This is a genomic window from Mycobacterium hainanense (assembly GCF_041890355.1).
GTDB lineage: Bacteria > Actinomycetota > Actinomycetes > Mycobacteriales > Mycobacteriaceae > Mycobacterium > Mycobacterium hainanense.
Genome location: NZ_CP169059.1, coordinates 465,650 through 492,433, shown reverse-complemented (window position 1 = coordinate 492,433; position 26,784 = coordinate 465,650). Strand labels below are relative to the sequence as shown.

At 68.5% G+C, this 26,784-nt stretch carries 21 protein-coding genes; 7 read left to right on the top strand and 14 right to left on the bottom strand.

The features are described 5' to 3' along the window. Window positions 1–4: 4 nt before the first annotated feature. From egtA to ACEL92_RS02170, 8 genes are all read right to left on the bottom strand, one after another. On the bottom strand, window positions 5–1,279 hold the full coding sequence (gene egtA / locus ACEL92_RS02205; protein ID WP_374024040.1) for an ergothioneine biosynthesis glutamate--cysteine ligase EgtA: 1,275 nt from the start codon (window positions 1,277–1,279) through the stop codon (window positions 5–7). Between the two features lie 159 nt (window positions 1,280–1,438). After that, window positions 1,439–2,086, bottom strand: coding sequence for a sensor domain-containing protein (locus ACEL92_RS02200; RefSeq protein WP_374026049.1), 648 nt, complete (start codon window positions 2,084–2,086; stop codon window positions 1,439–1,441). Between the two features lie 39 nt (window positions 2,087–2,125). Further along, window positions 2,126–3,574 carry a catalase gene (locus tag ACEL92_RS02195; protein ID WP_374024039.1) on the bottom strand — a complete coding sequence of 483 codons (1,449 nt, stop codon included), beginning with the start codon at window positions 3,572–3,574 and terminating at the stop codon, window positions 2,126–2,128. Between the two features lie 107 nt (window positions 3,575–3,681). After that, window positions 3,682–4,146, bottom strand: a complete 465-nt coding sequence (locus ACEL92_RS02190; protein ID WP_374024038.1) for a hypothetical protein — start codon at window positions 4,144–4,146, stop codon at window positions 3,682–3,684. Between the two features lie 157 nt (window positions 4,147–4,303). Continuing rightward, window positions 4,304–4,687, bottom strand: a complete 384-nt coding sequence (locus tag ACEL92_RS02185) for a hypothetical protein (RefSeq protein ID WP_374024037.1) — start codon at window positions 4,685–4,687, stop codon at window positions 4,304–4,306. Between the two features lie 75 nt (window positions 4,688–4,762). Further along, a complete protein-coding gene (locus tag ACEL92_RS02180; RefSeq protein WP_374024036.1) occupies window positions 4,763–5,911 on the bottom strand; it encodes a DUF4185 domain-containing protein in 1,149 nt (382 codons plus the stop codon). Window positions 5,912–5,918: 7 nt separating this feature from the next. Next, window positions 5,919–6,965, bottom strand: a complete 1,047-nt coding sequence (locus ACEL92_RS02175; RefSeq protein ID WP_374024035.1) for an aspartate-semialdehyde dehydrogenase — start codon at window positions 6,963–6,965, stop codon at window positions 5,919–5,921. A 2-nt stretch (window positions 6,966–6,967) separates the two neighbouring features. Further along, a complete protein-coding gene (locus ACEL92_RS02170; protein WP_374024034.1) occupies window positions 6,968–8,233 on the bottom strand; it encodes an aspartate kinase in 1,266 nt (421 codons plus the stop codon). 242 nt (window positions 8,234–8,475) lie between these two features. Here ACEL92_RS02170 and leuA point away from each other — a divergent pair, with 242 nt between their 5' ends. Next, window positions 8,476–10,431, top strand: a complete 1,956-nt coding sequence (gene leuA / locus ACEL92_RS02165) for a 2-isopropylmalate synthase (RefSeq protein WP_374024033.1) — start codon at window positions 8,476–8,478, stop codon at window positions 10,429–10,431. Between the two features lie 9 nt (window positions 10,432–10,440). Here the strand turns inward: leuA and ACEL92_RS02160 are convergent, their stop codons facing one another. The 3 genes from ACEL92_RS02160 to ACEL92_RS02150 all read right to left on the bottom strand — a co-directional run bounded on the left by ACEL92_RS02160 (window position 10,441) and on the right by ACEL92_RS02150 (window position 13,296). Continuing rightward, complete coding sequence (locus ACEL92_RS02160) at window positions 10,441–12,072, bottom strand: chloride channel protein (protein ID WP_374024032.1); 1,632 nt, start codon at window positions 12,070–12,072, stop codon at window positions 10,441–10,443. A gap of 211 nt (window positions 12,073–12,283) precedes the next feature. Next, entirely contained in the window at window positions 12,284–12,847 is a 564-nt protein-coding gene (locus ACEL92_RS02155) for a TetR/AcrR family transcriptional regulator (RefSeq protein WP_374024031.1), read from the bottom strand. After that, complete coding sequence (locus ACEL92_RS02150) at window positions 12,847–13,296, bottom strand: hypothetical protein (protein ID WP_374024030.1); 450 nt, start codon at window positions 13,294–13,296, stop codon at window positions 12,847–12,849. Before ACEL92_RS02150 ends, ACEL92_RS02155 begins: the two co-directional genes overlap by 1 nt. Window positions 13,297–13,384: 88 nt before the next feature. Here ACEL92_RS02150 and ACEL92_RS02145 point away from each other — a divergent pair, with 88 nt between their 5' ends. Beyond that, window positions 13,385–14,470: an IS630 family transposase gene (locus ACEL92_RS02145; protein ID WP_374023432.1), complete on the top strand. Its 1,086-nt coding sequence runs from the start codon at window positions 13,385–13,387 to the stop codon at window positions 14,468–14,470. Here the strand turns inward: ACEL92_RS02145 and ACEL92_RS02140 are convergent. Beyond that, complete coding sequence (locus ACEL92_RS02140; protein WP_374024029.1) at window positions 14,467–15,459, bottom strand: DEDDh family exonuclease; 993 nt, start codon at window positions 15,457–15,459, stop codon at window positions 14,467–14,469. The genes ACEL92_RS02145 and ACEL92_RS02140 overlap by 4 nt on opposite strands. Window positions 15,460–15,648: 189 nt before the next feature. On the opposite strand from ACEL92_RS02140, the gene ACEL92_RS02135 reads away from it, so the two are divergent. The 3 genes from ACEL92_RS02135 to ACEL92_RS02125 are packed head-to-tail and all read left to right on the top strand — an operon-like array spanning window position 15,649 to window position 18,035. Continuing rightward, window positions 15,649–16,878: a MurT ligase domain-containing protein gene (locus ACEL92_RS02135; protein WP_374024028.1), complete on the top strand. Its 1,230-nt coding sequence runs from the start codon at window positions 15,649–15,651 to the stop codon at window positions 16,876–16,878. Beyond that, window positions 16,871–17,590, top strand: a complete 720-nt coding sequence (locus tag ACEL92_RS02130) for a type 1 glutamine amidotransferase (RefSeq protein WP_374024027.1) — start codon at window positions 16,871–16,873, stop codon at window positions 17,588–17,590. The genes ACEL92_RS02135 and ACEL92_RS02130 overlap by 8 nt, the downstream gene beginning before the upstream one ends. Before the next feature lies 1 nt (window position 17,591). Further along, complete coding sequence (locus tag ACEL92_RS02125; protein ID WP_374024026.1) at window positions 17,592–18,035, top strand: hypothetical protein; 444 nt, start codon at window positions 17,592–17,594, stop codon at window positions 18,033–18,035. 6 nt (window positions 18,036–18,041) lie between these two features. Here the strand turns inward: ACEL92_RS02125 and recR are convergent, their stop codons facing one another. Together recR and ACEL92_RS02115 are read right to left on the bottom strand one after the other, a co-directional pair. Further along, the gene (gene recR / locus ACEL92_RS02120) at window positions 18,042–18,653 is read right to left on the bottom strand and encodes a recombination mediator RecR (protein ID WP_374024025.1); all 612 of its coding nucleotides are present in this window, start codon (window positions 18,651–18,653) and stop codon (window positions 18,042–18,044) included. 10 nt (window positions 18,654–18,663) lie between these two features. Further along, window positions 18,664–19,005 carry a YbaB/EbfC family nucleoid-associated protein gene (locus tag ACEL92_RS02115; RefSeq protein WP_374024024.1) on the bottom strand — a complete coding sequence of 114 codons (342 nt, stop codon included), beginning with the start codon at window positions 19,003–19,005 and terminating at the stop codon, window positions 18,664–18,666. A 98-nt stretch (window positions 19,006–19,103) separates the two neighbouring features. On the opposite strand from ACEL92_RS02115, the gene ACEL92_RS02110 reads away from it, so the two are divergent. Continuing rightward, window positions 19,104–19,877, top strand: a complete 774-nt coding sequence (locus ACEL92_RS02110) for an Rv3717 family N-acetylmuramoyl-L-alanine amidase (protein WP_374024023.1) — start codon at window positions 19,104–19,106, stop codon at window positions 19,875–19,877. Window positions 19,878–20,563: 686 nt separating this feature from the next. Beyond that, entirely contained in the window at window positions 20,564–26,779 is a 6,216-nt protein-coding gene (gene pks2 / locus ACEL92_RS02105; protein WP_374024022.1) for a sulfolipid-1 biosynthesis phthioceranic/hydroxyphthioceranic acid synthase, read from the top strand. Window positions 26,780–26,784: the final 5 nt, after the last annotated feature.

Below are 26,784 nucleotides of genomic sequence, written 5' to 3'. Positions count from 1 at the left end.
GAAGTCACAGCCCCCCTTGGGCCAGGCGCGCCACCGTGGGCGCGATGCCGTGCTCGATCACCTGATCGGAGAAGTCGTCGCCGGGACATCGGCACCGCTCGACGGCGTCCACCAGCCGTTGCATCGAATCCCGGAGGTCGGGCGGCGCGAGCTCGGCGGCGACGGCCACGCACTTGTTGGCCGCGGCGTACAGCCGCCGGTCACGCAGGCCCACCCGGGCCGCGGTGTCCCAAGCGGTCGCTACCGGTTCGACCACCTCGGCCGCGATTTGGGCCGCGGCCGGGTCGTCGAGCAGGGCCGTCAGGGTGAACACCACGGCCGGCCAGAACTCGTCCGACACGCTGTCGAGATAGCGGATCTCCAGCCACTGCCTCGGGCGCACCGGCGGAAACAGGGTGGTCAGGTGGTATTCCAGGTCGGCCACGGTGGGCCGGCGACCGCCGAGCAACACCCGGCCGTCCACCCAATCGGCAAAGGGGACCCAATGCGTGACCGGGGCGGCGTCCGGGGCGTGCACCAGCATCACCGGGGCTTTGAGCGCGTAGCGCGCCCAGTCGGTGCCGGGTTCGTCGCCGCTGGCGCCGAGGATGGGCCCGCATCGCGCCGAGTCCATCTGGCCCCACACCCACTGCCTGGTGGAGACCCAACCGGTGAACTCGCCCCGCAGCATCGGTGAGTTGGCGGCGATCGCGATCATGGTGGGCCCCAGCGCGTGGGCCAACCGCACGCGCGCCGCCCAGCCGGCCCGCGGCCCGGCGTCGAGGTTGACCTGTATGGACGCGGTGGACGTCATCATCGCCGAGCCGGCGTAGCCCGAACGGCTGGACGCGAAGAACTGCTCCATCGCGCGGTAACGCGCGCCCGGGTTGATGCGCTGGGGCGGCCGCAGCGGATCGGCACCTAGGAAAACCAGACCCAGCCCCGCGTCGGCGAACGCCGACCGCAGCACGGCCTGATCGCGCCGCATCGCGTCGATGGCGCTGAGCACCCCGTCGGCCGGCGGACCGGACAGCTCCACCGCACCGCCGGGCTCCACGGTGATCCGGCTGCCCCCCGGCAGCTCGGGCAGGCGCCCCAACACCTCGCCGATCTCGTCCCAGCCGGGCCTGCGGTGCGGGTCGGCCGGGTCGTGGCAGTGGCCCTCCAACTCGAGGCCCACGCGCCCCAGCGGGGCGTCCACCAGGCAGCCGTCCGCGATGTAGCGGGCGGCGGCTTGGGAATCGGTCATCTCGGCAGTGGCCGGCTCGGAGCCGGAGGTAGTGATAGCGGCGAACGTCATATCACTGTCCCTTCGGCCCTGAGCAAGGCTCAACACGCGCGTCTGCGGACCTGTCTCCACACCCCGGTAACCGCCACCTCTTCATCTAACAGATGGCCCCGACATATTCCCGTTCGCGCCGGTTTTCAAGCCTGTCCGACCCCGGCTCGGAACCCCCGCTCACTGACCCAGCGCGTTCTGCATTGCCCCGGCCAGCACGTTGACCGCCGGCCCGGCGTTGCCAGATTGGCAGACCTTGGCCTGCAGCAACACGTTTTCGCGCAGCCTGGTTTGATTGAAGCACCGCCGATCGGTGCCGGCTTCCTGCTTGGTCCAGCTCGCATCGGCCCCGCCGGGCGGCCCACCGTCGAACGACCACACCTGAGTGGCCCCGTTGTCCAGATGCATCGCGCTGGTCTGGCCCGAGCAGCCCACCGTCCGGTCCACCACGCGGTGGAAGGCGCGGTCGGCGGCGTCGTTGGTGGCGAACACCCCGACGGCCTGCTTGACGAAGTGAGTCTGGTCGTTGGCTGACGTCTGCGCGACGGCACCGTTGAACGACGCTAGGTCGGGGTCGTCGAACACCTCGGGCAACCCGATGTCGGCCCAGTTGTTGCACACGGGAACGTCCACCCAGTCGCCCTGGACCGGTCGGGTGAACACCGACTCCCAGCCCATCGGGCCGCCGACGATGTTGCCGACCGAGCCCTTACCCAGCACGGCGTAATTCACCGCGCCCGGTTCCGACGGGTGGGCGGTCGCAACGGGAAGGGCGACCGCGCACTCGATGGCCAGGCCGATGGTGATCGCGGCGCCGCGAACCCGCATGGTCATTCCAGCGATCATGCCAGGACGCCGGCGCGTTGGTCAGCCCCCGTTGCCGCGCACGCCCTCTTCGACCTTCTTGCCCAGGTCGGGGTCGACGTTGCGCCAGTACTCGAACACCCGCGACAGCACCGGCTCCTTGACGCCCTTGGAGACGTGACCAATGATGTTGTGCGCCAATCGATCCCGGGCCGCGTCATCGAGGACCTCGCGGACCATGGTGCCGGCTTGCCCCCAGTCGTCGTCCTCGGCGTGCAGCGTGTATGCGGCGCGCACCATGTCGCCGTCCGCGTGCCAGCGCACCTCGGCGGCGCGCGCCGGGTCGGCGTGCGGGCCGCCGTAGGAGTTGGGCGCATAGACGGGATCGGAGACGTTCTTCATCCGCATCGCGCCGTCCTTCGAATAGCTGTTCACCTCGACCTTCGGGGTGTTCACGGGAATTTGCCGGTAGTTGGCTCCCAGTCGGGCGCGGTGCGCGTCGGAGTAGGAGAACCCGCGGGCCTGCAGCATCTTGTCCGGGCTCAGCCCGGTGCCCGGCACGGTGTTGTTCGGCTCGAAGGCCGCCTGCTCGATCTCGGTGTGGTAATCGGTGACGTTGCGGTTCAGCGTCATCTTGCCGACATCGATCAACGGGTAGTCGCCGTGCGGCCACACCTTGGTCAGGTCGAACGGGTTGAACCGATAATTCTTGGCCTCCTCGTACGGCATGATCTGCATCTTGAGGGTCCAGCTCGGGTAGTTCCCGCCCTCGATGGCCTCGTAGAGGTCGCGCTGGTGGTAATCGCCATCCTCGCCGGCCAGTCGGTCCGCGTCCTCCTGGGGCAGGAAGTCGATGCCCTGATCGGTGATGAAATGGTATTTCACCCAGAAGATTTCGCCGCCGGCGTTGATCCAGCTGTACGTGTGGCTGCTGTAGCCGTTCATATGCCGCCACGACTTGGGGATGCCCCGATCGCCCATCAGCCAGGTGACCTGATGCGCGGACTCCGGCGAGAGCGTCCAGAAGTCCCACTGCATGTTGTGGTCACGCAAATTCGTTGCCTGCATGCGTTTTTGAGACCGGATGAAGTGCTGGAACTTCATCGGGTCGCGCATGAAGAAGACCGGGGTGTTGTTGCCGACCAGGTCGAAATTGCCTTCGCTGGTGTAGAACTTCAGCGCGAAGCCACGCGGATCACGCCACGTGTCCGGGCTGCCGCGCTCACCGGCGACAGTGGAGAACCGGGCCAGCATGTCCGTCTTGGTGCCCGGCTGAAAGACCGCTGCCCTGGTGTATTTACTGACGTCGTTGGTGACCTCGAAGGTGCCGAAAGCGCCGCCGCCCTTCGCGTGCGGCTGACGTTCCGGGATGCGTTCCCGGTTGAATTGGGCCATCTGCTCGATCAGGTAATGGTCCTGCAGCAGGATCGGCCCGTCGGGACCGATCGTCAACGACTGGTCGTCGCTGGGCGCAGCGATGCCGGCATCTGTGGTGGTGAATCGCTCCGTCATATCGCTATCTCCTCTTTTGGTGGGCTGCCCTCAGCTACTGGCGACGAATACCCCGGTGCGCCAATAACTACGCCTTTTCTGGATCACGTCAAGAAACACATCGGCCGTTACGGACGCGGCGCGGGCGCGGCGGGGGTTGGGCTGACTGCGCTCGCCGGTGGCTGGCCCGGGCCGCTCAGGCCGGGTCCGCCGGCGGGTCCGGCGGGGCCGCCCGGACCGCCGGGCGGCATGGGCACGATCAGCCCCGGGCCGCCGTAGCCCCACTGGCCGCTTGGGCCGGGGCCCCACGGCCCGTTGCCCGGGCCGGGGCCGTACGGTCCGGGGCCACCGGGACCGCCGCCCGGTCGAAACATCGGGCCGTGGTGATGGTGGCAGTGGTGGTAATAGCCGTACACGAACGCACCGACGAAGAACACCGTCGAGATGATGAAGACGATGCCCGCGACGATGATCACCCACGCCGCGGCCGTGTAGAGCGCCGGCGGCTTGACCCGCTCCGCGGGTAGGGGCGCGGGTGCGGCGCCGGCGGCGGGAGTCGGCGGTGGCGTCGTCGGTTCCGGTGTCTCGGTCATGCCTTCATATTGCCCAGGGGCCCTGCGGGCATAACAGGTTCGCCGCAGAAAACTTGCTGTGAATCGATCCGCGGCGACCCATCGCCGGTGGCAAAACGACGTGCAGCCCGGTGCCCTCGCGGGCACCGGGCTGCTGGTTGTTCAGTGTGGGGTTGGACTACGGCGTCCGCGACGGGACGACCGACGTCGGGATCTGGCTCGGGCCGGGGGCGCCGGTCGCCGCGCCGGGTCCGCCCTGCTGGATGCCGGCCGGTCCACCCTGCTGCGCACCCGGGCCACCCGGGCCGCCCATGCGGTGCGGGTGCATCCACGCCGCGTGGTGCTTGTGGTGGTGATGGCCGTGGTGGCCGCCGCGGTGGCCAAGGATGAAGCCGGTGAAGAAGATGACCGCGACGATGAACACGATCCCGGCGACGATGGCGACCCACGCCGCGAGGTGGAAAACGCGTGCCGCCCGGTAGGGGGCTGTTGCTGCCGCGGCGGCTGCCGGAGCAGTTGCGGTCGAGGACCGCGTGGTGGGGGTTTCAGATGTTTCACTCATGAGACAAATGATGAAGGCGTTAACAATAGCTGCGGCTATGCATCACTTATGTAGCAGCTGTGAGTGATTCGGCGCTCAGTCGACGTCGGGCTTGAGCGGGTTGACCGCGAACTGGATCACCCGGTACGGGGCGGCCACGCGCGCCCGGGTGTCCCACTGGCTCACGAAGATTCGCAGCTCGTCGAGCGTGGAACCGGGCGAGATGTAGCCGCCGTACGGTTGCGCGAGCCGGTTGTCATACGGCGGCGGCAGGCTGTCCGCCGGATCGGGCCACTCGTCGTGCTGGACCACGGTGGTGACCGGCGCGTCGCCGAGGGATGTCGGGTCGTCGGCGACGCGGACCTCCATGTTGCCCGTGACGGCGTTGAAGTAGGACAGCACCGCCTTGCCGTCGATTTGCCGGATGCACATCTCGCCCACCGCTTCCGGCCACAGCGGCGTGGGCGGCTTGCCCCAGCCACCGCCCGGCCCGGCCGCCCAACCCTGCCAGCGGGACCGGTCGGTGAACGATTGCGGGGTAGCCCGGTACAGCACGACGGGATCCCTGCGGGTGAAGCTGTCGGCCACGATGTAGACCCAACCGGTCGGCGAATCCGCGGTGGGGATGGGGTCGTAGTACCCGCTGATCTGCGTCTGCGAGCCGCCCTGGTAGGAGGCGGGCCGGCGCGACCCGGGAATGGTCTGCCAACCGGCCCGCGCCGGCTCGGCCGTCACGAGCCGCGAGCTTTGCGGTTCCAGGTTCTTCGCCGTGGTCACCAGCACGTAGTTGCGCCGGTTGATCTGCACCACCCCGGCGGGCAGCTGCGAGGCACCCGGCGGAGGCGGATCGGCCAACAGCGGTTTGCTGATGCCGGTGACGCCGGTGTAGCGCACGCCGGCCGGGTCGTCGACAGACGCGGTGTCCACATGAAGCGCCACCGGTGCGTACCAGCCGCCGAACCCGACGCCCTGGCCGGCGAAGCTGTCGCCGCAGACCTGCAACAGTTCGGCGGGGAATTCGACGAACTCACAGAGGTCGGTCGCACCGATGCCGTAGTCCCCGGTGGGCGTGCCGGTGCCGGCGGTGGGGCCGATCCGTAACACCTGACCGGGCGCGAGCGGCCCCAGGATGGGCTCGGGTTCGGGCGCGGGAGGGTCCGCATGCGCGAGCCAAACCCATTGCGGCGCAATGAGACTCAATGCAAGGGAGCACCGCGCGATCAGTCGGATAGGGGCGGCGCTCACCCGCTTCTCACAGCTGGGCGGCCAGCAGCTCGGCGATCTGGATGGTGTTCAGCGCCGCCCCCTTGCGGAGGTTGTCGCCCGAGACGAACAGGGCCAGGCCGCGCCCGTCGGGCACGCCCGGATCGTGCCGGATGCGGCCGACCAAGGACTCGTCGACCCCCGCCGCGGCCAACGGCGTCGGCACGTCGACCACCTTGACCCCGGGCGCACCGTCGAGCAGCTGCCGGGCGCGCTCGGGCGGCAGCGGCCGGGAGAACTCGGCGTTGATCGACAGCGAGTGCCCGGTGAAGACGGGCACGCGCACGCAGGTTCCGCTCACCGCCAGCTCCGGGATGCCGAGGATCTTTCGGCTCTCGTGCCGCAGCTTCTGGTCCTCGTCGGTCTCGCCGGAACCATCGTCCACCAGCGAGCCGGCCAGCGGCACGACGTTGAACGCGATCGGCGCCACGTAGGTCTTGGGCGGGGGGAACTCGAGCGCGGAGCCGTCGTGCACCAACTGCTCGGCGCCGTCGATGACCGCGCGGGCCTGCCCGGCCAGCTCCTCCACCCCGGCGAGCCCGCTGCCGGACACCGCCTGGTAGCTCGAGACCACCAGGCGCACCAGCCCGGCCTCGTCGTGCAGCACCTTGAGCACCGGCATCGCCGCCATCGTGGTGCAGTTCGGGTTGGCGATGATCCCCTTAGGCCGGCGGTGGGCGTCCCTCTCGAAGTTGACCTCCGACACCACCAGCGGCACGTCGGGATCCTTGCGCCAGGCCGACGAGTTGTCGATGACCGTCACCCCGGCCGCGGCGAAGCGCGGCGCCTGCACCAGCGACATGGTCTTGCCGGCGGAGAACAATGCGATGTCCAGGCCGGACGGGTCCGCCGTCGCGGCGTCCTCGACCTCGATCTCCTGCCCGCGGAATCCCAGCTTGCGGCCCTGCGACCGCGACGACGCGAAAAACCGTACCGAGGTCGCGGGGAAGTCCCGCTCCTCGAGCAACCTTCGCATCACCTGACCCACCTGGCCGGTGGCCCCTACAACACCTATTGACAGCCGATTAGCGCCCATATCTACCTGCCAGTCCCCGCATACACCGTCGCCTTCTCGTCCCCGCCAAGCCCGAACGCCTCATGCAACGCGACGACGGCCTTATCTAGTTCGGTGTCGCGGCACAGGACCGAGATGCGGATTTCTGAGGTGGAGATCAGCTCGATGTTGACGCCGACCGCGGCCAGGGCCTCACAGAAGGTGGCGGTGACGCCGGGGTGGCTGCGCATGCCCGCACCGATCAGCGAGACCTTGCCGATGTGGTCGTCGTAGAGCAACTGGGTGAACCCGATCTCGTGCTTGAGCGCGTCCAGCTTGGCCACCGCCGTGGGCCCGCTGTCCCGCGAGCAGGTGAAGGTGATGTCGGTCTTGCCGTCCTCCACCTTCGAGACGTTCTGCAACACCATGTCGATGTTCACGTCGGCGTCGGCGACGGCCCGGAAGACCCGCGCCGCATAGCCGGGGATGTCGGGGATGCCGACGACGGTCACCTTGGCCTCGCTGCGGTCGTGCGCGACTCCGGTCAGGATGGGGTCTTCCATAGCTACGTCCTTGATCGATCCGACGACGACGGTGCCGGGCTTGTCCGAGTACGACGAGCGGACGTGCACCGGAATGTTGTAGCGGCGGGCGTATTCCACGCAGCGCAGCATCAGCACCTTCGCGCCGCAGGCCGCCATCTCGAGCATCTCCTCGAAGGTCACCTTGTCCAACCGGCGCGCGTTGTGCACGATCCGCGGGTCCGCGGTGAAGATGCCGTCCACGTCGGTGTAGATCTCGCAGACGTCGGCGTGCAAGGCCGCCGCCAGGGCCACCGCGGTGGTGTCCGAACCGCCGCGGCCCAGCGTGGTGACGTCCCGGGTGTCCTGGCTGACGCCCTGAAAGCCGGCGACCAGCACGATGCGGCCCTCGTCGAGCGCGGCCTGCAGCCGCCCGGGGGTGACCTCGATGATTTTCGCGTTGCCATGGGTGCCGGTGGTGATCACCCCGGCCTGCGAGCCGGTGAAGGACCGCGCCTCCGCGCCCAGCGACTCGATCGCCATGGCCACCAGCGCGTTGGAGATGCGTTCGCCCGCGGTCAGCAGCATGTCGAGTTCCCGCGGCGGCGGCGCCGGGCACACCTGCTGGGCCAGGTCCATCAGGTCATCGGTGGTGTCGCCCATCGCGGATACCACCACGACGACGTCGTTCCCCTGCTTCTTGGTCGCGACGATGCGTTCGGCGACGCGACGGATCCGGTCGGCGTCGGCCACCGATGATCCGCCGTACTTCTGCACGACCAGCGCCACGTTATGAATCCCGCAATCTTCCCGCCCTCGGGCACGTCTTATGTCCACAACAGAATACGTGGCCGCACATAACGGTTTACGCCCCGATGCTGAGCGCCACAGCCTGCGGTTTTGTCATGATTTTCGACGATTTTCGTCCCGGGCGCCAATCGCGGTAGAGTTCAGGGCGTGCAGCGGGTGCTCCTCCTCGGACGCCGCGACGGGGTCTGATCCAGACCGGCTTCCCGTCGCGGGTGTTCGCGATGCGCCGGTCTGAGGTTCCTTCTGACACCCCCGGAGCAACTACCGTGACTTCCAATCCCGACGCCTATACGTCAGCCCGTTCGATCGTCAAACCCGCGGGCCCGCCGGGCCCCGGTCAGCCCGCCTGGAATCCGCAACGTGGTTCGGCGATGCCGGTCAACAGGTACCGGTCCTTCGCCGAGGAGGTCGAGCCCATCCGGCTGGCCGACCGCACCTGGCCCGACCGCGTCATCGACCACGCCCCGCTGTGGTGCGCGGTGGACCTGCGCGACGGCAACCAGGCGCTGATCGACCCGATGAGCCCGGCCCGCAAGCGCCGCATGTTCGATCTGCTGGTTCGGATGGGTTACAAGGAGATCGAGGTCGGCTTCCCGTCGGCCAGCCAAACCGACTTCGACTTCGTCCGCGAAATCATCACCGACGGCGCCATCCCGGACGACGTCACGATCCAGGTGCTGACGCAGTGCCGCCCCGAGCTCATCGAGCGCACGTTCCTGGCATGCGAGGGTGCGTCGCGGGTCATCGTGCACTTCTACAACTCGACGTCCATCCTGCAACGCCGCGTGGTTTTTCGCGCCGACCGGGCCGCGGTACAGGCCATCGCGACCGACGGTGCCCGCAAGTGCGTCGAGGAGGCCGCCAAATACCCTGGGACACAATGGCGTTTCGAGTATTCGCCGGAGTCCTACACCGGAACCGAACTCGAATACGCCAGGCAGGTGTGCGACGCCGTCGGCGAAATCATCGCGCCGACACCGCAGAACCCCATCATCTTCAACCTGCCCGCCACGGTCGAGATGGCCACCCCCAACGTCTACGCCGACTCGATCGAGTGGATGAGCCGCAACCTGGCCAACCGGGAATCCGTCATCCTGAGCCTGCACCCCCACAATGACCGCGGAACGGCCGTCGCCGCAGCGGAATTGGGCTTCGCCGCCGGCGCCGACCGCATCGAGGGCTGCCTGTTCGGCAACGGCGAGCGCACCGGCAACGTGTGCCTGGTGACGCTGGGCCTCAACCTGTTCTCCCGCGGCGTCGACCCCCAGATCGACTTCTCCAACATCGACGAGATCCGCCGCACGGTGGAGTACTGCAACCAGCTTCCGGTCCACGAGCGCCATCCCTACGGCGGGGACCTAGTCTACACCGCATTCTCCGGCAGTCATCAGGACGCGATCAACAAAGGCCTGGACCAGATGAAGATCGACGCCGACGCCGCGAACACCGACGTCGAGGACATGCTATGGCAGGTGCCTTATCTCCCGATCGACCCCAAGGACGTCGGGCGCACCTACGAGGCGGTGATCCGGGTCAACTCGCAGTCCGGCAAGGGCGGGGTGGCCTACATCATGAAGTCCGACCATGGCCTGGCCCTGCCGCGGCGGCTGCAGATCGAGTTCTCCCAGGCGATCCAGAAGATCACCGAGGGCGAGGGCGGGGAAGTCTCCCCGAAGGAGATGTGGGACGTGTTCTCCGAGGAGTACCTGGCCCCGGTGTGGCCGCTGGAGCGGATGAAGCAGCGCGTCGAGGCGTCGGAAGACGACAGCGGCGCCACCACGATCGCGGCGACCGTGAAGGTCAACGGGGTGGAGACCGAGATCAGCGGCGCGGGCAACGGTCCGCTCGCGGCCTTCGTCCACGCGCTGGGCTCCGTCGGGTTCGACGTCGCGGTGCTGGACTACTCCGAGCACGCGATGAGCGCCGGGGACGACGCGCAGGCCGCGGCCTACGTGGAGGCGTCGGTAGCCGTGCCGATCGCGAGCGCGGCGCAGCCGGGCGAAGCGGGTCGGCACGCATCCAGCGACCCGATCGCGAGCGCGGCGCAGCCGGGCGAAGCGGGTCGGCACGCGACCAGCCAGCGCCGCACCGTCTGGGGCGTCGGCATCGCGCCGTCGATCACCACCGCGTCGCTGCGGGCCGTCGTGTCGGCGGTCAACCGCGCTTCGCGGGATTAGGGCGCACGGTCAGCTCGCGCGGCCATTGCGCCGAGCCGATACCCAGCGCCGAACGGCGGTTCGCGGCGGCCTCGGGAAATAGGGCATCAGGTGCCGGGTCCGTTCCGTGTCTTCGTTGAGGTCGTGCAGCCGGGCGGTGAGCAGATCCTTCATCAGCAGATGGCCCTGGTCGGTGCCCTCCGGCGACAACACCCGCAGCGGCCTGCCGTCCGATTCGGCGAAAACATTCGCGGCGTGCCGCAATGTGGCCTGGGCGCTTATCGTGCCGCCCGCCGGTACCGCTGACGGCCCGGGACGCGCCACCTCGGCGACCAGAAATGCCTCCAGCGGGTCGGTGGTGTAGTCGCGGGTCAGGTGCATGCCGCTGCGGGCGATCTTTTCGGTGAGCACCGAACGCGCCAGCAACAGAACGGAGATCACGTAGGCGGTGACGGTGGCGATGATCACCGGAAGCATCGCGGGCCACGCGCGGGTGAGCTCCAGGGTGAACATGATGGCCATCAGCGGTGCCCGCATGATGCCGCACACCACGGCGGCCAGGCCCAACATTGCCCAGAAGCCCGGAAACACCGGCGGCAGCCAGTGTCCGACAAAGGCTCCGAGCGCACTGCCGATCATGAACACGGGGGCGAATACGCCGCCCGAAGTCCCGGAGCCGAGTGACAGCGCCCAAATTGCGGTCTTCACCACGAGAATGCCGACAATCAGCGACAGGCCGGCGTGCCCGGAGAGAAGTGCACCGATCACGTTGTAACCCACCCCGAGGGCGCGCGGTTCGATCAACCCGCCAATGCCAATGATGAGTCCGCCGAGCGCCGGCCACCACATCCAATGTATGGGCAGACGCGGGAACGCGCTCTCGGCCCAGTAGACCAAGTGCGTCGCACCGATAGCCACCGCGGCGCCGGCGAGCCCGACCACGACCGCCAAAGCGTCAATGGACCATCGGATTTCGGCTGACCACGTAGTGACGGGGAATATCGGTGCGCTGCCCAGGATGAGCAATCGCACCACGGTGGCGACGGCGACCGAGCCGGCGACGGGTACCAGGCTGCGCGGCCGGAATTCGAACAGCAGCAGCTCGACCGCCAGCAAGATGGCCGCCAGCGGGGCGTTGAAGGTGGCTGCGATGCCACCTGCGGCGCCGGAGGCGAGCAGAATCTTTCGTTCGTCCGCGGTCAGATGCAAAAACTGGGCGACGACCGAACCCGTCGCGCCGCCCGTCATGACGATGGGGCCCTCGGCACCGAACGGCCCGCCCGTGCCGATACTGATTGCCGCCGAGATGGGTTTGAGCACGGCCACTTTCGGCTCGACACGGCTGCTACCGGTGAGGATCACCTCGATCGTCTCGGGCATGCCGTGGCCGCGAACCTGATCAGACCCGTACCGGGCCATGAGACCGATAACCAAGCCCCCTGCGACGGGGGCACCCAGGATCAGCCACCACGGATGCTGATTGGCGGCGGGCGACACCAGGGCATCCGAGACCCGTTGATAGAAGACAAGGTTGGTGACCAGTCCGATCAGCTGGAGAAGGCACCACGCCACCCCCGCCGATAGTGCACCGACGAACAGCGCGATGCCGGTGATCAGCAGTACCCGCCGGTCGACGGCGAAATCGGCCAACGGTCCACTCACTGAAAGCGTTGTCCTCACTGCCGGCGCGCACGACGCCGCCAAGCGGTCATCGCTTTGAGATCGGTCCCCAGAACGGCACGCGCAGGAGGCGTTTGCGCCACACGCTGGCGTGCCGATCGTGACTAGCCTCGGGGCAACGCCTGGAAAGTTCCCGTATTCCAGCTGAGAAGTTTCTGGAATTGACCCGCGGTCGAGCGGGCCCTTGCGGGGGCTAGGCGGGGAAGTACGCGCGCAGCAGCCGGTCCACCAACTCGGCGGGGTCGTTGGTGCCGGGAAGCGTGAGACTGCTGAAGACGTAGCCGTTGAGCAGGCGGCTCAGCTCCTCCGTCTGCTCCGGCTCGGGTGTGTAGCCCGCGGCCTCGAGGATCACCGTCGCGGACTTCACCGCCGCCGCCTGCAGATCCTTGAGCAACGGCCGCAGTTCCGGCCGGCGCGTGCCCTCCATGAACAGCTCGAACCGGGCCAGCGTGTACCGGCGAGTCTGTTCGTCGGGCTCGGAGATCATCCGCGTCAGCAGGGCTCTCACCCCGTCGGGGGTGAGCGGCCCGATCGCGGTCCGCAGCGCCTCGACGCGCCGCCAATGCAGGTCGACGGTCCGGGCCGCCGTGGCTTCGAGCAGGGCTTGGCGGGTCCGGAAGTAGTTCGAAGTCGTGCCCGCGGGCAGTGCCACCCGCTCGTCGACCTGGCGATGCGTCAGGCCCCCGACGCCCACGTCGGCGAGGATGTCGATCGCGGCGTCGAGCAGCTGCGCGCGGCGCTCCGGGTTCGGCGGCATCAGTCCTGGAAGCGCAGTCGCCAGAACATGGTCAGAAACGCCGGGTAGACGACGACCAGGAGCAGGTAGCTGAACCACATCGGAAACCAGGTGACGAACGTGAGGTCCTTGATCACGTAATCGAGGTAGACGTGGAGCGGCACGCTGCCCGCGATGTAGACCACCGATGCGGTGAACAGCGCCCGCTGCCGGTTGCTGGAAAACCGGACCCGCCGCCACACCACGATCCCGGTGATCCCGGCGTAGGTCATCGGGACAAGTAGGAGCCGGTCGTTGGTCAACGTCGCGACGTGCTGCAGGGTGAGGCCGTCACCGAAGATCACGCGGTATAGATGCAGCCCGAATCCCAGCGAGATCGTCAGCATGGCCGTCGGGCGGAAGAAGTAGCCGTGACGGCGATAGGACGCCCACCACGACCCCGTCGGTACTACATCAGTAGTGGTACTCATGCCGCGACGGTATCACTACGTGCGTAGTGGTGCAACATGGCTAGTGTCGTGAGTCAATAATTCACATGTAGTGTTTTAGAATTGGTGGGTGCCGAATCCTGTCGCGCCTGTGGTGGATCTGACCGAGGACGAGCGTTCCCAGTTGTTGGCGTGGTCGCGGCGGTCGACCAGTGCTAACGGGTTGGCGACGCGGTCACGAATCGTGTTGGCCGCCGCCGAGGGAATGAGCAATACCGCCATCGCTGCCAAGCTCGATGTGCATATCAGCAGCGCCCGGAAGTGGCGAACGCGGTTTGTGACCTTGCGGCTGGAAGGTTTACTCGATGAACCACGGCCCGGCCGGCCACGCACGGTTGCCGACGAGCAGGTCGAAGCGGTGATCACCGCGACGCTGGAGAGCACTCCTCGCGATGCCACGCACTGGTCGACGCGGTCGTTGGCCGCTGAACTGGGGATGTCGCAATCAGCGGTGTCGCGGATCTGGCGGGCGTTCGGATTGGCTCCGCACAAACAGGATTCGTGGAAACTGTCTAAGGACCCGCTGTTCGTCGAAAAGGTCCGCGACATCGTCGGGTTGTATATGGATCCCCCGGAGCGGGCCCTGGTGCTCTGCGTGGACGAGAAGACTCAGATTCAAGCACTCAACCGCACCGCGCCGGTGTTTCCGATGCTGCCGGGCACACCAGCACGGGCCAGCCACGACTACGTCCGTCACGGCACCTCGAGCCTGTATGCCGCACTCGACCTGGCGACCGGCAAGGTCATCGGCTCGCTGCACTCCCGACACCGCGCTCAGGAATTCCTGGCATTCTTGAAAAAGATCGATGCCGAGGTGCCCGCCGACCTCGACTGCCACGTCGTACTGGACAACGCTTCGACACATAAGACGCCCGCGGTAAAGCGTTGGCTCACAGCACATCCGCGTTTCGTACTGCACTTCACCCCGACGAGTGCCTCCTGGCTCAACCTGGTCGAACGCTGGTTCGCCGAACTGACCACCAAGAAACTACGCCGCGGCACCCACACCTCAGTACGCCAACTCAACACGGACATCCGCACCTGGATCCAAACCTGGAACGACAACCCCCGCCCCTACGTCTGGACCAAGACCGCAGACCAAATCCTCGAATCCGTCGCTAACTACTGCCGACGAATTAACGACTCACAACACTAGAACAGCGCGAGCTGTTGGTCGACCGTAGTGGTATCGGTGAACTCCTCCATGCTGGTGCCCCCGACGATCGCGCGGATCGAGGCCATGAACTGCGCGTCGGAAACCACGGGCACCCCGAGTTGCTTGGCCAGGTAGCCCTTGCCCTGATCCGGAGCGGGGTCGTTGCAGACCACCAGCGACGTCTCCCCGTCGACCGCGTCGCTATACGCGAGCCCGGCGTGCAGGATCCGTTCGACCAGTTCCTCGTGGGTCCGCGCTACCTCGGCCGCCAGAGCCACCCGCATCCCCTGCACCAGCGGCCGGCCGGACACGTAGAGCCCGGGATTGAGGTACGGGCAGGGCATCCGCGAGGCCAGCACTTTCAACGGGCGCAGCTCGTCGTGGGTGACGCGGCCGTTCGGCCACCGCCGCCGGGTCACCGGATGCACCGGCAGCCAGATGTCGCGCTCGCGCGCCCGCTCGAGCGCCGACGCCAGCACGCCGGTCAGTACCAACGCGTCGTCGAAGGCGTCGTGCGGCCGCTCCTGGGTGACGCCCCAGTGGGCGGCGAGGGTCTCCAACCGAAGGTTGTCGATGCCCAGGTCCAACCGCCGGGCCAGCTCGACGGTGCACATGACGGAGTCGATCGGCAGCTCGGCCTCGGCCAGCTCGGCTTCCGCGGCCAGGAACGCGTAGTCGAACGCGACGTTGTGGGCCACCAGTGTGCGCCCGTCCAGCACCTTGACCACGTCGTCAACGACGTCGGCGAACTGCGGCTGGTCTTCCAGCATGGCCGCCGTAAGGCCGTGCACGTGGGTTGGCCCGGGATCCACGCCTGGGTTGAGCAGGCTGACGACGGATTGCTCCACCCGGCCGCAGGCGTCGAGGCCCAGTACCGCCAGGCTGATGACCCGCGCCTGACCGGGCCGAAAACCCGACGTCTCGACGTCGATGACGGCCCAACCCCCGTCCGGCTCGCTGGCCGGCCGCCCCCAGGACACCCGGTTCATGACGACAGGATGGCACGGCAGGCCGACATCACGGGGTCGCTGCAACGCCGTGTCGGTCGCTGAATTCGATACGGGCGACCCGCAGCGCCCGGCGCTCTGCGCCGCGCTTGCGATCGCCGGATTCGATGCGGGCGACCCGCTGCGCCCGGCGCTCTGCGCCGCGCTTGCGATCGCCCTTAAACTGCCCGGGTGGTTACCACCCGTGCACGCCTTGCCCTCGCCGCGGGAGCGAGCGCGCGCTGGGCCTCGCGGGTGACCGGACGCGGTGCCGGCGCAATGATCGGCGGCCTGATCGCGATGACCCTGGACCGCTCGGTCCTACGTCAGCTGGCGGAGGGACGCCGCACCGTCGTCGTCACCGGAACGAATGGCAAGTCGACCACCACCAGGATGACCGCAGCCGCCCTGGGCACGCTGGGCTCGGTGGCTACCAACGCCGAAGGCGCCAACATGGACGCCGGGCTGGTGGCCGCGCTGGCGGCGAACCGCGAGGCGCCGCTCGCGGCCCTGGAAGTCGACGAGATGCACGTGCCACACGTCTCCGACGCCGTGCTGCCCGCCGTCGTCGTGCTGCTCAACCTGTCACGCGACCAGCTGGATCGGGTTGGCGAGATCAACGTCATCGAACGCACCCTGCGGGCCGGGCTGGCCCGGCACCCCAACGCCGTCGTCGTCGCCAACTGCGACGACGTGCTCATGACGTCGGCGGCCTACGACAGCCCGAACGTGGTGTGGGTGGCCGCGGGCGGCTCGTGGGCGAACGACTCGGTCAGCTGCCCGCGCAGCGGCGAGGTGATCGTCCGCGACAAGGGGCATTGGTATTCCACCGGTGCCGACTTCAAGCGGCCCAGCCCGCAGTGGTGGTTCGACGACCACACCCTCTACGGGCCCGACGGGCTGGCCCTGCCGATGCGGTTGGCGCTGCCGGGCGCGGTGAACCGCGGCAACGCCGCCCAGGCCGTCGCCGCCGCCGTCGCGTTGGGCGCCGACCCCGCGAAGGCGGTGGCGGCCGTGTCGAGCGTCGACGAGGTCGCCGGGCGCTACCGGACCGTCCGCGTCGGCGACCACGAGGCGCGGATCCTGCTGGCCAAGAATCCGGCCGGCTGGCAGGAGGCGCTGTCGATGGTCGACAAGCAGGCGGCCGGCGTCGTCATCTCGGTCAACGGGCAGGTGCCCGACGGTGAGGACCTGTCCTGGCTGTGGGACGTGCGGTTCGAGCACTTCGAGGAGACTTCGGTCGTCGCGGCTGGGGAGCGGGGCACCGACCTCGCGGTCCGCCTCGGGTATGCGGGCGTCGACCACACCCTGGTGCACGACACCGTGGCCGCCATCGCGTCGTGCCCGCCGGGGCGGGTCGAGGTCGTCGCCAACTACACCGCATTCCTTCAGCTGCAACGGGCGTTGGCGCGCCATGGCTGATACATCGTCCTTTTCGAAGGTGCGGATCGGGCTGGTGCTGCCCGACGTGATGGGCACCTACGGCGACGGCGGCAACGCGCTGGTTCTGCGCCAGCGGTTGCGGTTGCGGGGCATCGCCGCGGAGATCGTCGAGATCACGCTGGACGACCCGGTGCCGGACTCACTGGACCTGTACACGCTGGGCGGGGCGGAGGACTACGCGCAGCGGTTGGCCACCAAGCACCTGATCAAGCACCCCGGTCTGCAGCGCGCCGCCGAGCGCGGGGCGCCCGTGCTGGCGATCTGCGCCGCCGTTCAGGTGCTCGGGCGGTGGTACGAGACGTCGGCGGGTGAACGGGTGGAGGGCGTGGGCCTGCTCGACGCGACCACCTCGCCGCAGGGGGCCCGCACCATCGGCGAACTGATCACCAAGCCGCTGCTGCCGGGGCTGTCCCAACGGCTCACCGGTTTCGAGAACCACCGGGGCGGGACCGTTCTGGGCCCCGCCGCGTCGCCGCTGGGCGCGGTGGCCAAGGGGGCGGGCAACCGCGCGGGGGACGGCTTCGACGGGGCGGTGCAAGGCAGCGTCGTGGCCACCTACATGCACGGCCCCTGCCTGGCCCGCAATCCCGAGCTGGCCGACCTGCTGTTGAGCAAAGTGGTCGGTGAGCTGGCACCGCTGGAGCTGCCCGAGGTGGAATTGTTGCGCCGCGAACGGTTGGCGGCGCGCTGACGTGCGAAAGCGGAATGGCATCGCGGGGATCAGCCGGCCGGGGTTGGCGGCCGGCGGCGTCCTGCTGGTCGGGGCCGCGTTGATCACGCCGGTGCCGGCGCACGCCGGTCCGGAGGTGCCGAGCGGTAGTTACACCGTGCTCTATACCGACAGCGACAAGTCGACCACGTGGCTTTTCGCCCCCTGCGGGTCGGACTGCACGCTGGCGACCTCGCAGGACGGCGGGACGTTCGTCATCAGCTGGGAGTTCGACCTGGCGAACGGACGCTGGACACACAGCGGCGCGACGCGGGCGCCGTGCGCGAACGGAACATCGGTCCCGGCGACCGTCGACTACAGCTTCGACGCCGTGTCGCTCGCCGGTGAGGGCCGGACGACCACATCCGACGGGTGTGGTGGTCCGGGTTCGACGGTCACCCGTCCGTTCCAACTGACCAAAATCTGAGCAACCTCAGACCATCGCCCGGCGACCGGCGAGCGCGCGGCCCAGAGTCAGCTCATCGGCGAACTCCAGGTCCCCGCCCATCGGCAGCCCCGACGCGATGCGCGTCACGGTGAGCCCAGGGATGTCACGCAGCATTCGGACCAGGTAGGTGGCGGTGGCCTCACCCTCGGTGTTCGGGTCGGTGGCGATGATCACCTCGCTGATGTCGACTTCGTCCACCCGCTCCCCGATCCGGCTCAGCAGCTCGCGGATCCGCAACTGCTCGGGACCCACCCCGGACAATGGATCCAGCGCGCCGCCCAGCACGTGGTAGCGGCCGCGGAACTCGCGGGTGCGCTCGACGGCCTGCACATCCTTGGGCTCTTCGACGACGCACACCAGCGAGCCGTCCCGCCGGGGATCCGAACAGATCCGGCACCGCTCGTTGTCGGAGACGTTGCCGCACACCGCGCAGAACCGCACGCCGTCGCGGACCTTGCCCAGCGCCGCGGTCAACCGGTCGATGTCCGGCGGCTCGACCGACAACAGGTGGAAGGCGATGCGCTGGGCGCTCTTGGGCCCGATACCCGGCAGCTTGCCGAGCTCGTCGATCAAATCCTGGACCGGTCCTTCAAACATGTTGGGGGATCTACAGCCCCGGCGCCGGCGGCTGTCCTGGCGGCGGCCCACCGAAACCGCCGGCCAGCGCCCCCAGCCGCTCCTGCGCCATCCGGGTGACCTGTGTGGAGGCGTCGGCCATGGCGCCGACGATCAAGTCCTGCAGCGTCTCGACGTCGCCGGGGTCGACGACCTGGGGGTCGATCTGCACGGCGACCACCTCGCCGCTGCCCTTGACCGTCACCCTGACCAAGCCACCGCCGGCCTGTCCGTGCACCTCGGCGTTGGCGAGCTGTTGCTGTGCCTCCATCAACTTCTGCTGCATCTGCTGCGCCTGGGCCAGCAGCGCCGACATGTCGCCTCCGGGTTGCATGACAGTCCCCTCGCATCTTGGTCTCGAGTTGGTTTCGCCTGCGTGTGTCCGGCGATTCGAAACACCCAGCGTAGACCGCGCGAGGCTACCTTTGCGCCGTGGACCTACGAGTGAGCAGGCGTGTCGGCATCAGGATGGTCATCGGTGTGCTGGTTGCCGCTTCGGCGGCGATCACCCCGACCGCGACCCCGGCCGCATGGGCGGTCCCGTCCAACATCGCAGGCATGGTGGTTTTCATCGATCCCGGCCACAACGGTTCCAACGACGCATCCATCAGCCGTCAGGTGCCCACCGGTCGCGGCGGCACCAAAGACTGCCAGGCGAGCGGAACGTCGACGAACAGCGGCTACCAGGAGCACACCTTCACCTGGGACACGGCGCTGCGGGTCCGTGCGGAGCTGAATGCCCTGGGCGTCCGGACCGCGATGGCGCGCGGCAACGACACCGGTCTGGGACCGTGCGTCGACGAGCGCGCCAACATGGCCAACGCGCTGCACCCCAACGCCGTCCTGAGCATCCACGCCGACGGCGGGCCGGCGTCGGGCCGCGGATTCCACGTCAACTATTCCGCCCCGCCGCTGAACCAGGTGCAGGCCGGGCCGTCGGTGCAGTACGCCCGGATCATGCGCGACCAGATGCAGGCGTCCGGCATCCCGCCCGCCAACTACATCGGCCAGAGCGGGCTGTACGGGCGGTCGGATCTAACCGGGCTGAACCTGGCGCAGTACCCATCGATCCTGGTCGAGTGCGGCAATATGAAAAACCCCGCAGACTCGGCGCTGATGGAGTCGGCCGAGGGCAGGCAGAAATACGCCGATGCCATGGTCCGCGGCGTCGCGGGTTTCCTGGCCACCCAGGGCCAGGCGCGCTAATCCCGGGAAGGGCCGCGAGCGGCGGCCCAACCGCCGCTGGGGACGCGCCGGGCGCCACCCGGACGAGGTCCGTCCGGGGTGCCGTCTGACCAATCGCGGCTTAACACCCGGCTAACACAGCGGGCGGTTTCATAAATTTGCCTCAACGCGCCGCGCATTCACTCGACCTTCGGTATGGTTTGTTCCACGCATGTCGACTTGCGGTGTGGGAGAACCGATGCTTATCAACCCGTCGACAACGGCAACGGCACCTTGTTCGCCTCGATCGGTGAGATTTGGCGCCACCCTGCCGGTGGCGGGGACTCGCCGACGCTTGATCCGGCTTGCGCGTGGTCGAGGGATCGGCCATCTGCGCTGGATGTCGGCGGCGCGGCAGCGGGAATCGGCCTCAGGTGCCGACGAATACGGGAAAGCGGCCACTCGGGCATGGTCGAGCACATACAAGCGATCGGGGCGGGCGAAGTCGGATGAATTTTGAGGGTCGGACACGCCACCTAGCGGGGCGAGAGCCGAACGTGTGGGCTCGCTGCAAATCCGGTCACTTTCACCCGCAATGGCGGCCCGTTTCGGCGACGAACGCCGGGTCCGCGGTCGGGGCCGGTTTGCTTGATCGAGAATTCAGCAAATCACGGCAAGAGCGCGAACCGCTCACCCGCCCCGGCGGATAAGAAGAGGGGTGAACGGCCGTGGAGCCATCGGGTTGCACTTCCACTGCTGTCATCGGCATGGCCTGCCGACTGCCTGGGGGCATCGACTCTCCCGAGCGGTTGTGGGAGGCGCTGCTGCGCGGGGATGACCTCGTCACCGAGGTGCCCCCCGACCGGTGGGACGCCGACGAGTACTACGACCCCCAGCCGGGCGTGCCGGGCCGCTCGGTGACGAAGTGGGGCGGATTCCTCGACGACGTCGCCGGTTTCGATTGCGAGTTCTTCGGGATCACCGAGCGCGAAGCCACCGCGATCGACCCGCAGCACCGGCTGCTGCTGGAAACTTCATGGGAGGCCGTCGAACACGCCGGGCTCACCCGAGATGCCATGGCGGAATCGCTCACCGGAGTGTTCGTGGGTCTGACCCACGGCGACTACCAACTGCTGGCCGCCGACGCGCACGCCGTGGAGATGCCGTACGGATTCTCCGGCAGCAGCTTCAGTTTGGCGTCCGGCCGTATCGCGTACGCGTTGGGTGTGCACGGTCCGGCGGTCACGGTGGACACCGCCTGTTCGTCCGGCCTGACGGCGGTGCACCTGGCCTGTCGCAGTCTCGGCGACGGTGAGAGCGACCTGGCACTGGCGGGCGGCGCGACGGTGATCCTCGATCCCCGCAAGTTCGTCGCGGGCTCCGCGGAAGGCATGCTGTCCCCCACTGGGAGGTGCCATGCGTTCGACGTCGAGGCTGACGGATTCGCGTCCGCCGAAGGCTGTGTCGTACTGCTACTCAAGCGATTAGCCGACGCACTGCGTGACGGTGACCGGATTCTGGCGGTCATCCGCGGCACCGCAGTCAACCAAGACGGCCACACCGTCAACATCGCCACCCCATCGGTCGCGGCGCAGACCGCGGTGTATCGCGCGGCGTTGGCCGCCGCGGGTGTCGACGCCGCCACCATCGGCATGGTGGAGGCCCACGGCACCGGCACGCCGATCGGTGACCCGATCGAATACGCCAGCCTGGCCGGCGTCTACGGCGTCGACGGCCCCTGTGTGCTGGGCGCGGTGAAAACCAATCTCGGGCATTCCCAGGCGGCGGCGGGCGCGCTGGGGCTCATAAAGGCGATCCTGTCCCTGCAACACGGCGTGGTACCCCGGAACCTGCACTTCACCAGGCTGCCCGAGCAGCTGGCCGCCATCCAGACGCAACTCTTTGTCCCGCAAACGGTTACGCCCTGGCCGGGCGGTGCCGGGCAGCCGCGACGGGCGGCCGTGTCGTCGTACGGCCTTTCCGGAACCAACGCTCACGCCATCGTCGAACAGGCACCCGAACCCGCTGCCATGCACGCCTTTTCGCTTGTATCGCCTACGACCGGACCTCTTTTGTTCCCGCTGTCGTCGAGCTCTGCCGACGAGCTGCGCCGCACCGCGGGCAGGCTGGCCGACTGGATAGCAGTACACGAGGACGTACGGTTACCCGATCTCGCCTACACCCTGGCGCGACGGCGCACGCACCGCCCGGTGCGCAGCGCCGTCATTGCGGGGACCCGCCCGGAACTGATTGCGGCTCTGCGGGAAACGGCCGCCGGCGACAGCCCCCTGCCGGCCGCGACCGGACACGACGACCGGGGGCCGGTATGGGTCTTCTCCGGGCAGGGGTCACAGTGGGCCCAGATGGGCGCCGAATTGTTGTCTACGGAGCCGGTTTTCGCCGCAACGGTCGCCGAGGCCGAGCCCCTGATCGCGTATGAATCCGGATTCTCGGTGACCGACGCGATGACCACGGCGCAGACCGTCACCGGCATCGACCGAATCCAGCCGACCCTGTTCACCATGCAGGTCGCGCTCGCCGCCACCCTGCGCTCGTACGGGGCGCGCCCTGGCGCGGTCATCGGGCATTCCCTCGGTGAGGTCGCCGCAGCCGTCGTCGCCGGCGCCCTGTCGCTGGAAGACGGGGTGCGCGTCATTTGCCGACGCTCGCGGCTGATGTCCGGCATAGCCGGATCCGGCGCGATGGCGTCGGTGGAACTTCCCGCCCAGCAAGTGCTTTCGGAGTTCATCACCCGCGGCGTCGACGACGCAGTGGTGGCGGTGGTCGCCTCACCGCAGTCCACGGTGATCGGCGGGGCCACCCAAACCGTTCGCGATCTGGTCGCGTCCTGGGAGCTCCACGATGTGCTGGCCCGTGAGATCGCCGTTGACGTCGCGTCGCATACCCCCCAGGTCGACCCGATCCTCGACGACCTGGCGGACGCACTTGCGGACCTCCAGCCGATGCGGCCGGAAATCCCCTTCTATTCGGCGACCCTGTACGACGCGCGTGAGCAGCCGGTGTGCGACGCCGACTACTGGGTGCAAAACCTCCGCCAGATGGTGCGATTCGCGCCCGCGGTGCGGGCCGCCTTGGAAGAGGGCTACCGGGTTTTCGCCGAGATGGCGCCCCACCCGCTGCTCACCCATGCTGTCGAGCAGACCGCCCGCGGCCTCGACATGCCGCTGGCCGCGCTGGCGGTCATGCGCCGCGGGCAGACGCTGCCGTTCGGGCTGCGCAACTTTCTAGCCGACCTGCACAGCGCGGGCGCCGCGGTGGACTTCTCGGTGCTCCACCCCGAAGGCCGGCTGGTGGACGCGCCGCTGCCGACCTGGGCCCACCGGCCGCTGTTGTTGCGCCGCGATCACGAAGCCCCGACGCACGGTCGCAGCATTTCGGTCCACCCGCTGCTGGGTGCGCACGTGCGGCTGCTGGAGGAGCCGGAACGGCACGTCTGGCAGGCCGAGGTGGGCACCGGCGCCCAAACCTGGTTGGACGATCACCGTATCCGCGATGTGCCGGTGCTGCCGGCGGCGGCATACTGCGAGATGGCGCTGGGCGCCGCGAGCGCCGTGCTGGGCGACGACGCCGAGGTCGGTGACTTGTCGTTCGAACGCGCGCTGCTGCTGGATGAAAAATCCACGGTCAGCGCCTCGGCGACGGTGTCAGCACCGGATGTCGTTCAGTTCACGGTGGAGACCAAGCAGCAGGGCCGGCACGCGACGGCGGTCCTTCGCGCCGCCACCGGCCAGCAGCCGGCCCCGCGGAACATGCCCGCGCTGCTGGCCGCCCACCCGCACCGCGAGGACGGCGCCGAGGTGCGCCGGCGGCTGGACCGCCGCGGTGTTCACTATGGCCAGGCATTCAGCGGATTGGTGGCGCTGCGCACCGGCGACCAAGCGCCCGATACCGTGCTCGCCGAGGTCGCGCTTCCCGGCCAAATCCGTTCGCAGCAAGACGGTTACGCGGTACACCCGGCGCTGCTGGACGCGTGCTTTCAGTCGATTGCTGCTCATCGGCAGGTGCAGGCGCTCGACCACGACGCGTTGGCGCTGCCGCTGGAAGTCCGGGCGCTCCGTCTCCACGGTGCCACCCGGAGCGCCCGCTACTGCTACACCCGGGTGACCCACGCCGATACCGCTGGGGTCGAGGCCGACCTCGACGTGCTCGACGAGCACGGGACGACCCTACTTTCGGTGCGGGGGCTGCGGTTGGGCGCGAGGGCAGCCGAGGACGACCGCGCCGGCCGGCTGCTGGCCGAGCGGCTGCTGACGATCGACTGGCGGCAACGCGAGTTGCCCGGCGACCAATACGCCGGCGCCGGAACGTGGTTGTTGATCACCACCGCCGGTGACCTCGGTGCCGCGTTGACCGACGCACTGAAGGGGCTTGGTGCGCAGTGCATCACCATGTGCTGGCCACCGAACGCCGACCACGAGGTGGCGGCGCAACAGCTTCGAGACCACCTGCGTACGGGCGGCTTCACCGGGATGGTGATCCTGATGGGTCCCAGAAACGCCGGCACCGCTGACCAAGCCGCGCGCCTGGGCCCTGACTCCGTGCGGCATCTGATCAGCATCACCCGCGATCTGCCCGACTTCCCAGGCGAACTCCCGCGGCTCTATGTCGTGACCCGCAACGCCCAGGCCGTGGTCGCCGGCGACTTACCCGACCTGGAGCAGGGCGGTCTGCGGGGTTTGGTGCGGGTGATCGGCACCGAGAATCCGCACCTGCGGGTGACCCAGATCGATACGGACCAGGCCACCGATGCGGATCAGCTGGCCCGGCAACTGCTCAGCGGCTCGGAAGAGGACGAGACCGCGTGGCGCGAGGACACCTGGTATGCCGCGCGCTTGTCGCTCACCCCGCTGCGACCTGAAGAGCGACGAACCGCCACCGTGGACCCGGGGCGTGACGGAATCCGTCTGCACGTCCGGACACCCGCCGAGCTCGCGTCGATGGAACTCGTTTTCCACCAACGGCGTTCGCCGGGGCCCGGGGAGATCGAGGTCGCGGTCTGCGCCGCCGGCGTCAGCTACCCCGACGTGCTGGCCGCGCTTGGCCACGACCCGCATCAGGCGCTGGGCACCGATTTCGCCGGGGTGGTAACCGCGGTCGGCGACGGCGTCGCGGACCACAACGTCGGCGATCGAGTCGGCGGGCTGTGCGGCGGCGGCTCCTGGGGCACCTTCATCACGTGCGATGCGCGGCTGGCGGTCGCCCTGCCGACGGGACTGTCCGACGGCCAGGCGGCCGCGGTGCCGACCGCGCACGCCGTCGCTTATCACGCCTTGCATGAGCGGGCCCACATCGCGGCTGGAGATCGCGTGTTGATCCACTCCGCGAGCGGAGGGGTGGGACAAGCGGCGATCGCAATCGCCCGTGCGGCGGGCGCCGAGATCTTCGCCACCGCGGGCAGTGAGGCGCGCCGGCAGCTTCTGCGGGACAAGGGAATTGACCACGTCTACGACGCGCGCGACGCCGACTTCGGCGAAATGATACGTCGCGAAAGCGACGGGCGGGGCGTGGACATCGTGCTCAGCTCAGCCTCCGGTGCCATCCAACGGGCCGGACTCGAATTGCTCGCGCCGGGCGGCCGATTCGTCGACATCAGCCGGCGTGAAGCGCGGCCGGGGCAAATCCCCGCACGCAATATCGCCTTCCACAGCGTAGACATGGCGCTGCTGTCGGCCAGCGAGCCGGACCGCGTGCGCGCCCTGCTTGCCGCGGTGTACCGGTTGATCGCCGACGGGGTATTACCGGTGCCGGACATCACGCACTACGCGCTTGCGGACGCGGACACCGCCATTCGCCTCATCGCTGGTGCCCGGCACGCCGGCAAGATCGTGCTCGACATACCGCGAAGCGGTGTCCGACGCGTGCCGGTGCCGCCGGCACAGGCCCCGGTCTTCCGCCGCGACGGCGCCTACCTCGTCACCGGCGGGCTCGGGGGCCTCGGCCTGTTCCTTGCGGAGAAGATGGCGGCGGACGGCTGCGGGCGCATCGTGTTGTGCTCACGCTCGCAGCCGACGCCCGAAGCCATGAAAACGATCCAGGGCATCAGGGCAAGCGGCGCCGACGTCGCGGTCGAGTGCGGTGACATCGCCGAACCCGGCACCGCGCGCCGATTGGTAGCCACCGCTACGGCCACGGGGCTCCCGGTGCGCGGTGTGCTGCACGCAGCGGCGGTAGTAGACGACGCCACGCTGGCCAACATCAGCGCGGATCTCCTCGAGCGTGATTGGGCTCCAAAGGTTTACGGCGCCTGGCACCTCCACACCGCCACCGTCGACCAGCCGTTGGACTGGTATTGCTCGTTTTCCTCGGCCGCCGCGCTGGTGGGTTCTCCCGGCCAGGGCGCCTACGCCGCGGCCAATAGCTGGCTGGACAGCTTCACCCACTGGAGGCGGGCTCAAGGCCTGCCGGCCACCACGATCGGCTGGGGACCCTGGGCCCGGATCGGGCGGGCCACCGCGCTGGCGGAGAGCTCGGACATGGCGATCAGGCCCGACGAGGGCGGGTACGCGTTTGAAACACTGCTGCGTCACGACCGGGCCTACACCGGCTACGCGCCGATCACGGGCGCTTCGTGGTTGAACCGGTTGGCTGAGCGCAGCACGTTCGCCGAGGCGTTTCGCCCCGTCGGAAATGCCCCGGGCACAGGCAAATTGCGCACCGAGCTCAGCGAGCTCCCCGTGGACGAGTGGCCCACATCGCTGCGGCGCCTGATTTCCGATCAGGTCAGCTTGATCCTGCGTCGTAGCGTCGATCCCGATCGGCCGCTGTCCGGATACGGCCTGGACTCACTTGGTGCGCTCGAACTCCGAACCCGCATCGAGACCGAAACGGGGATTCGCATCCCATCCGCCGACATCTCCACCATCACGATTCGCGGTCTGGCGGGGCTGTTGTGCGAAAAACTGGCACCCGCGGAAGTCGCCTGATTTCG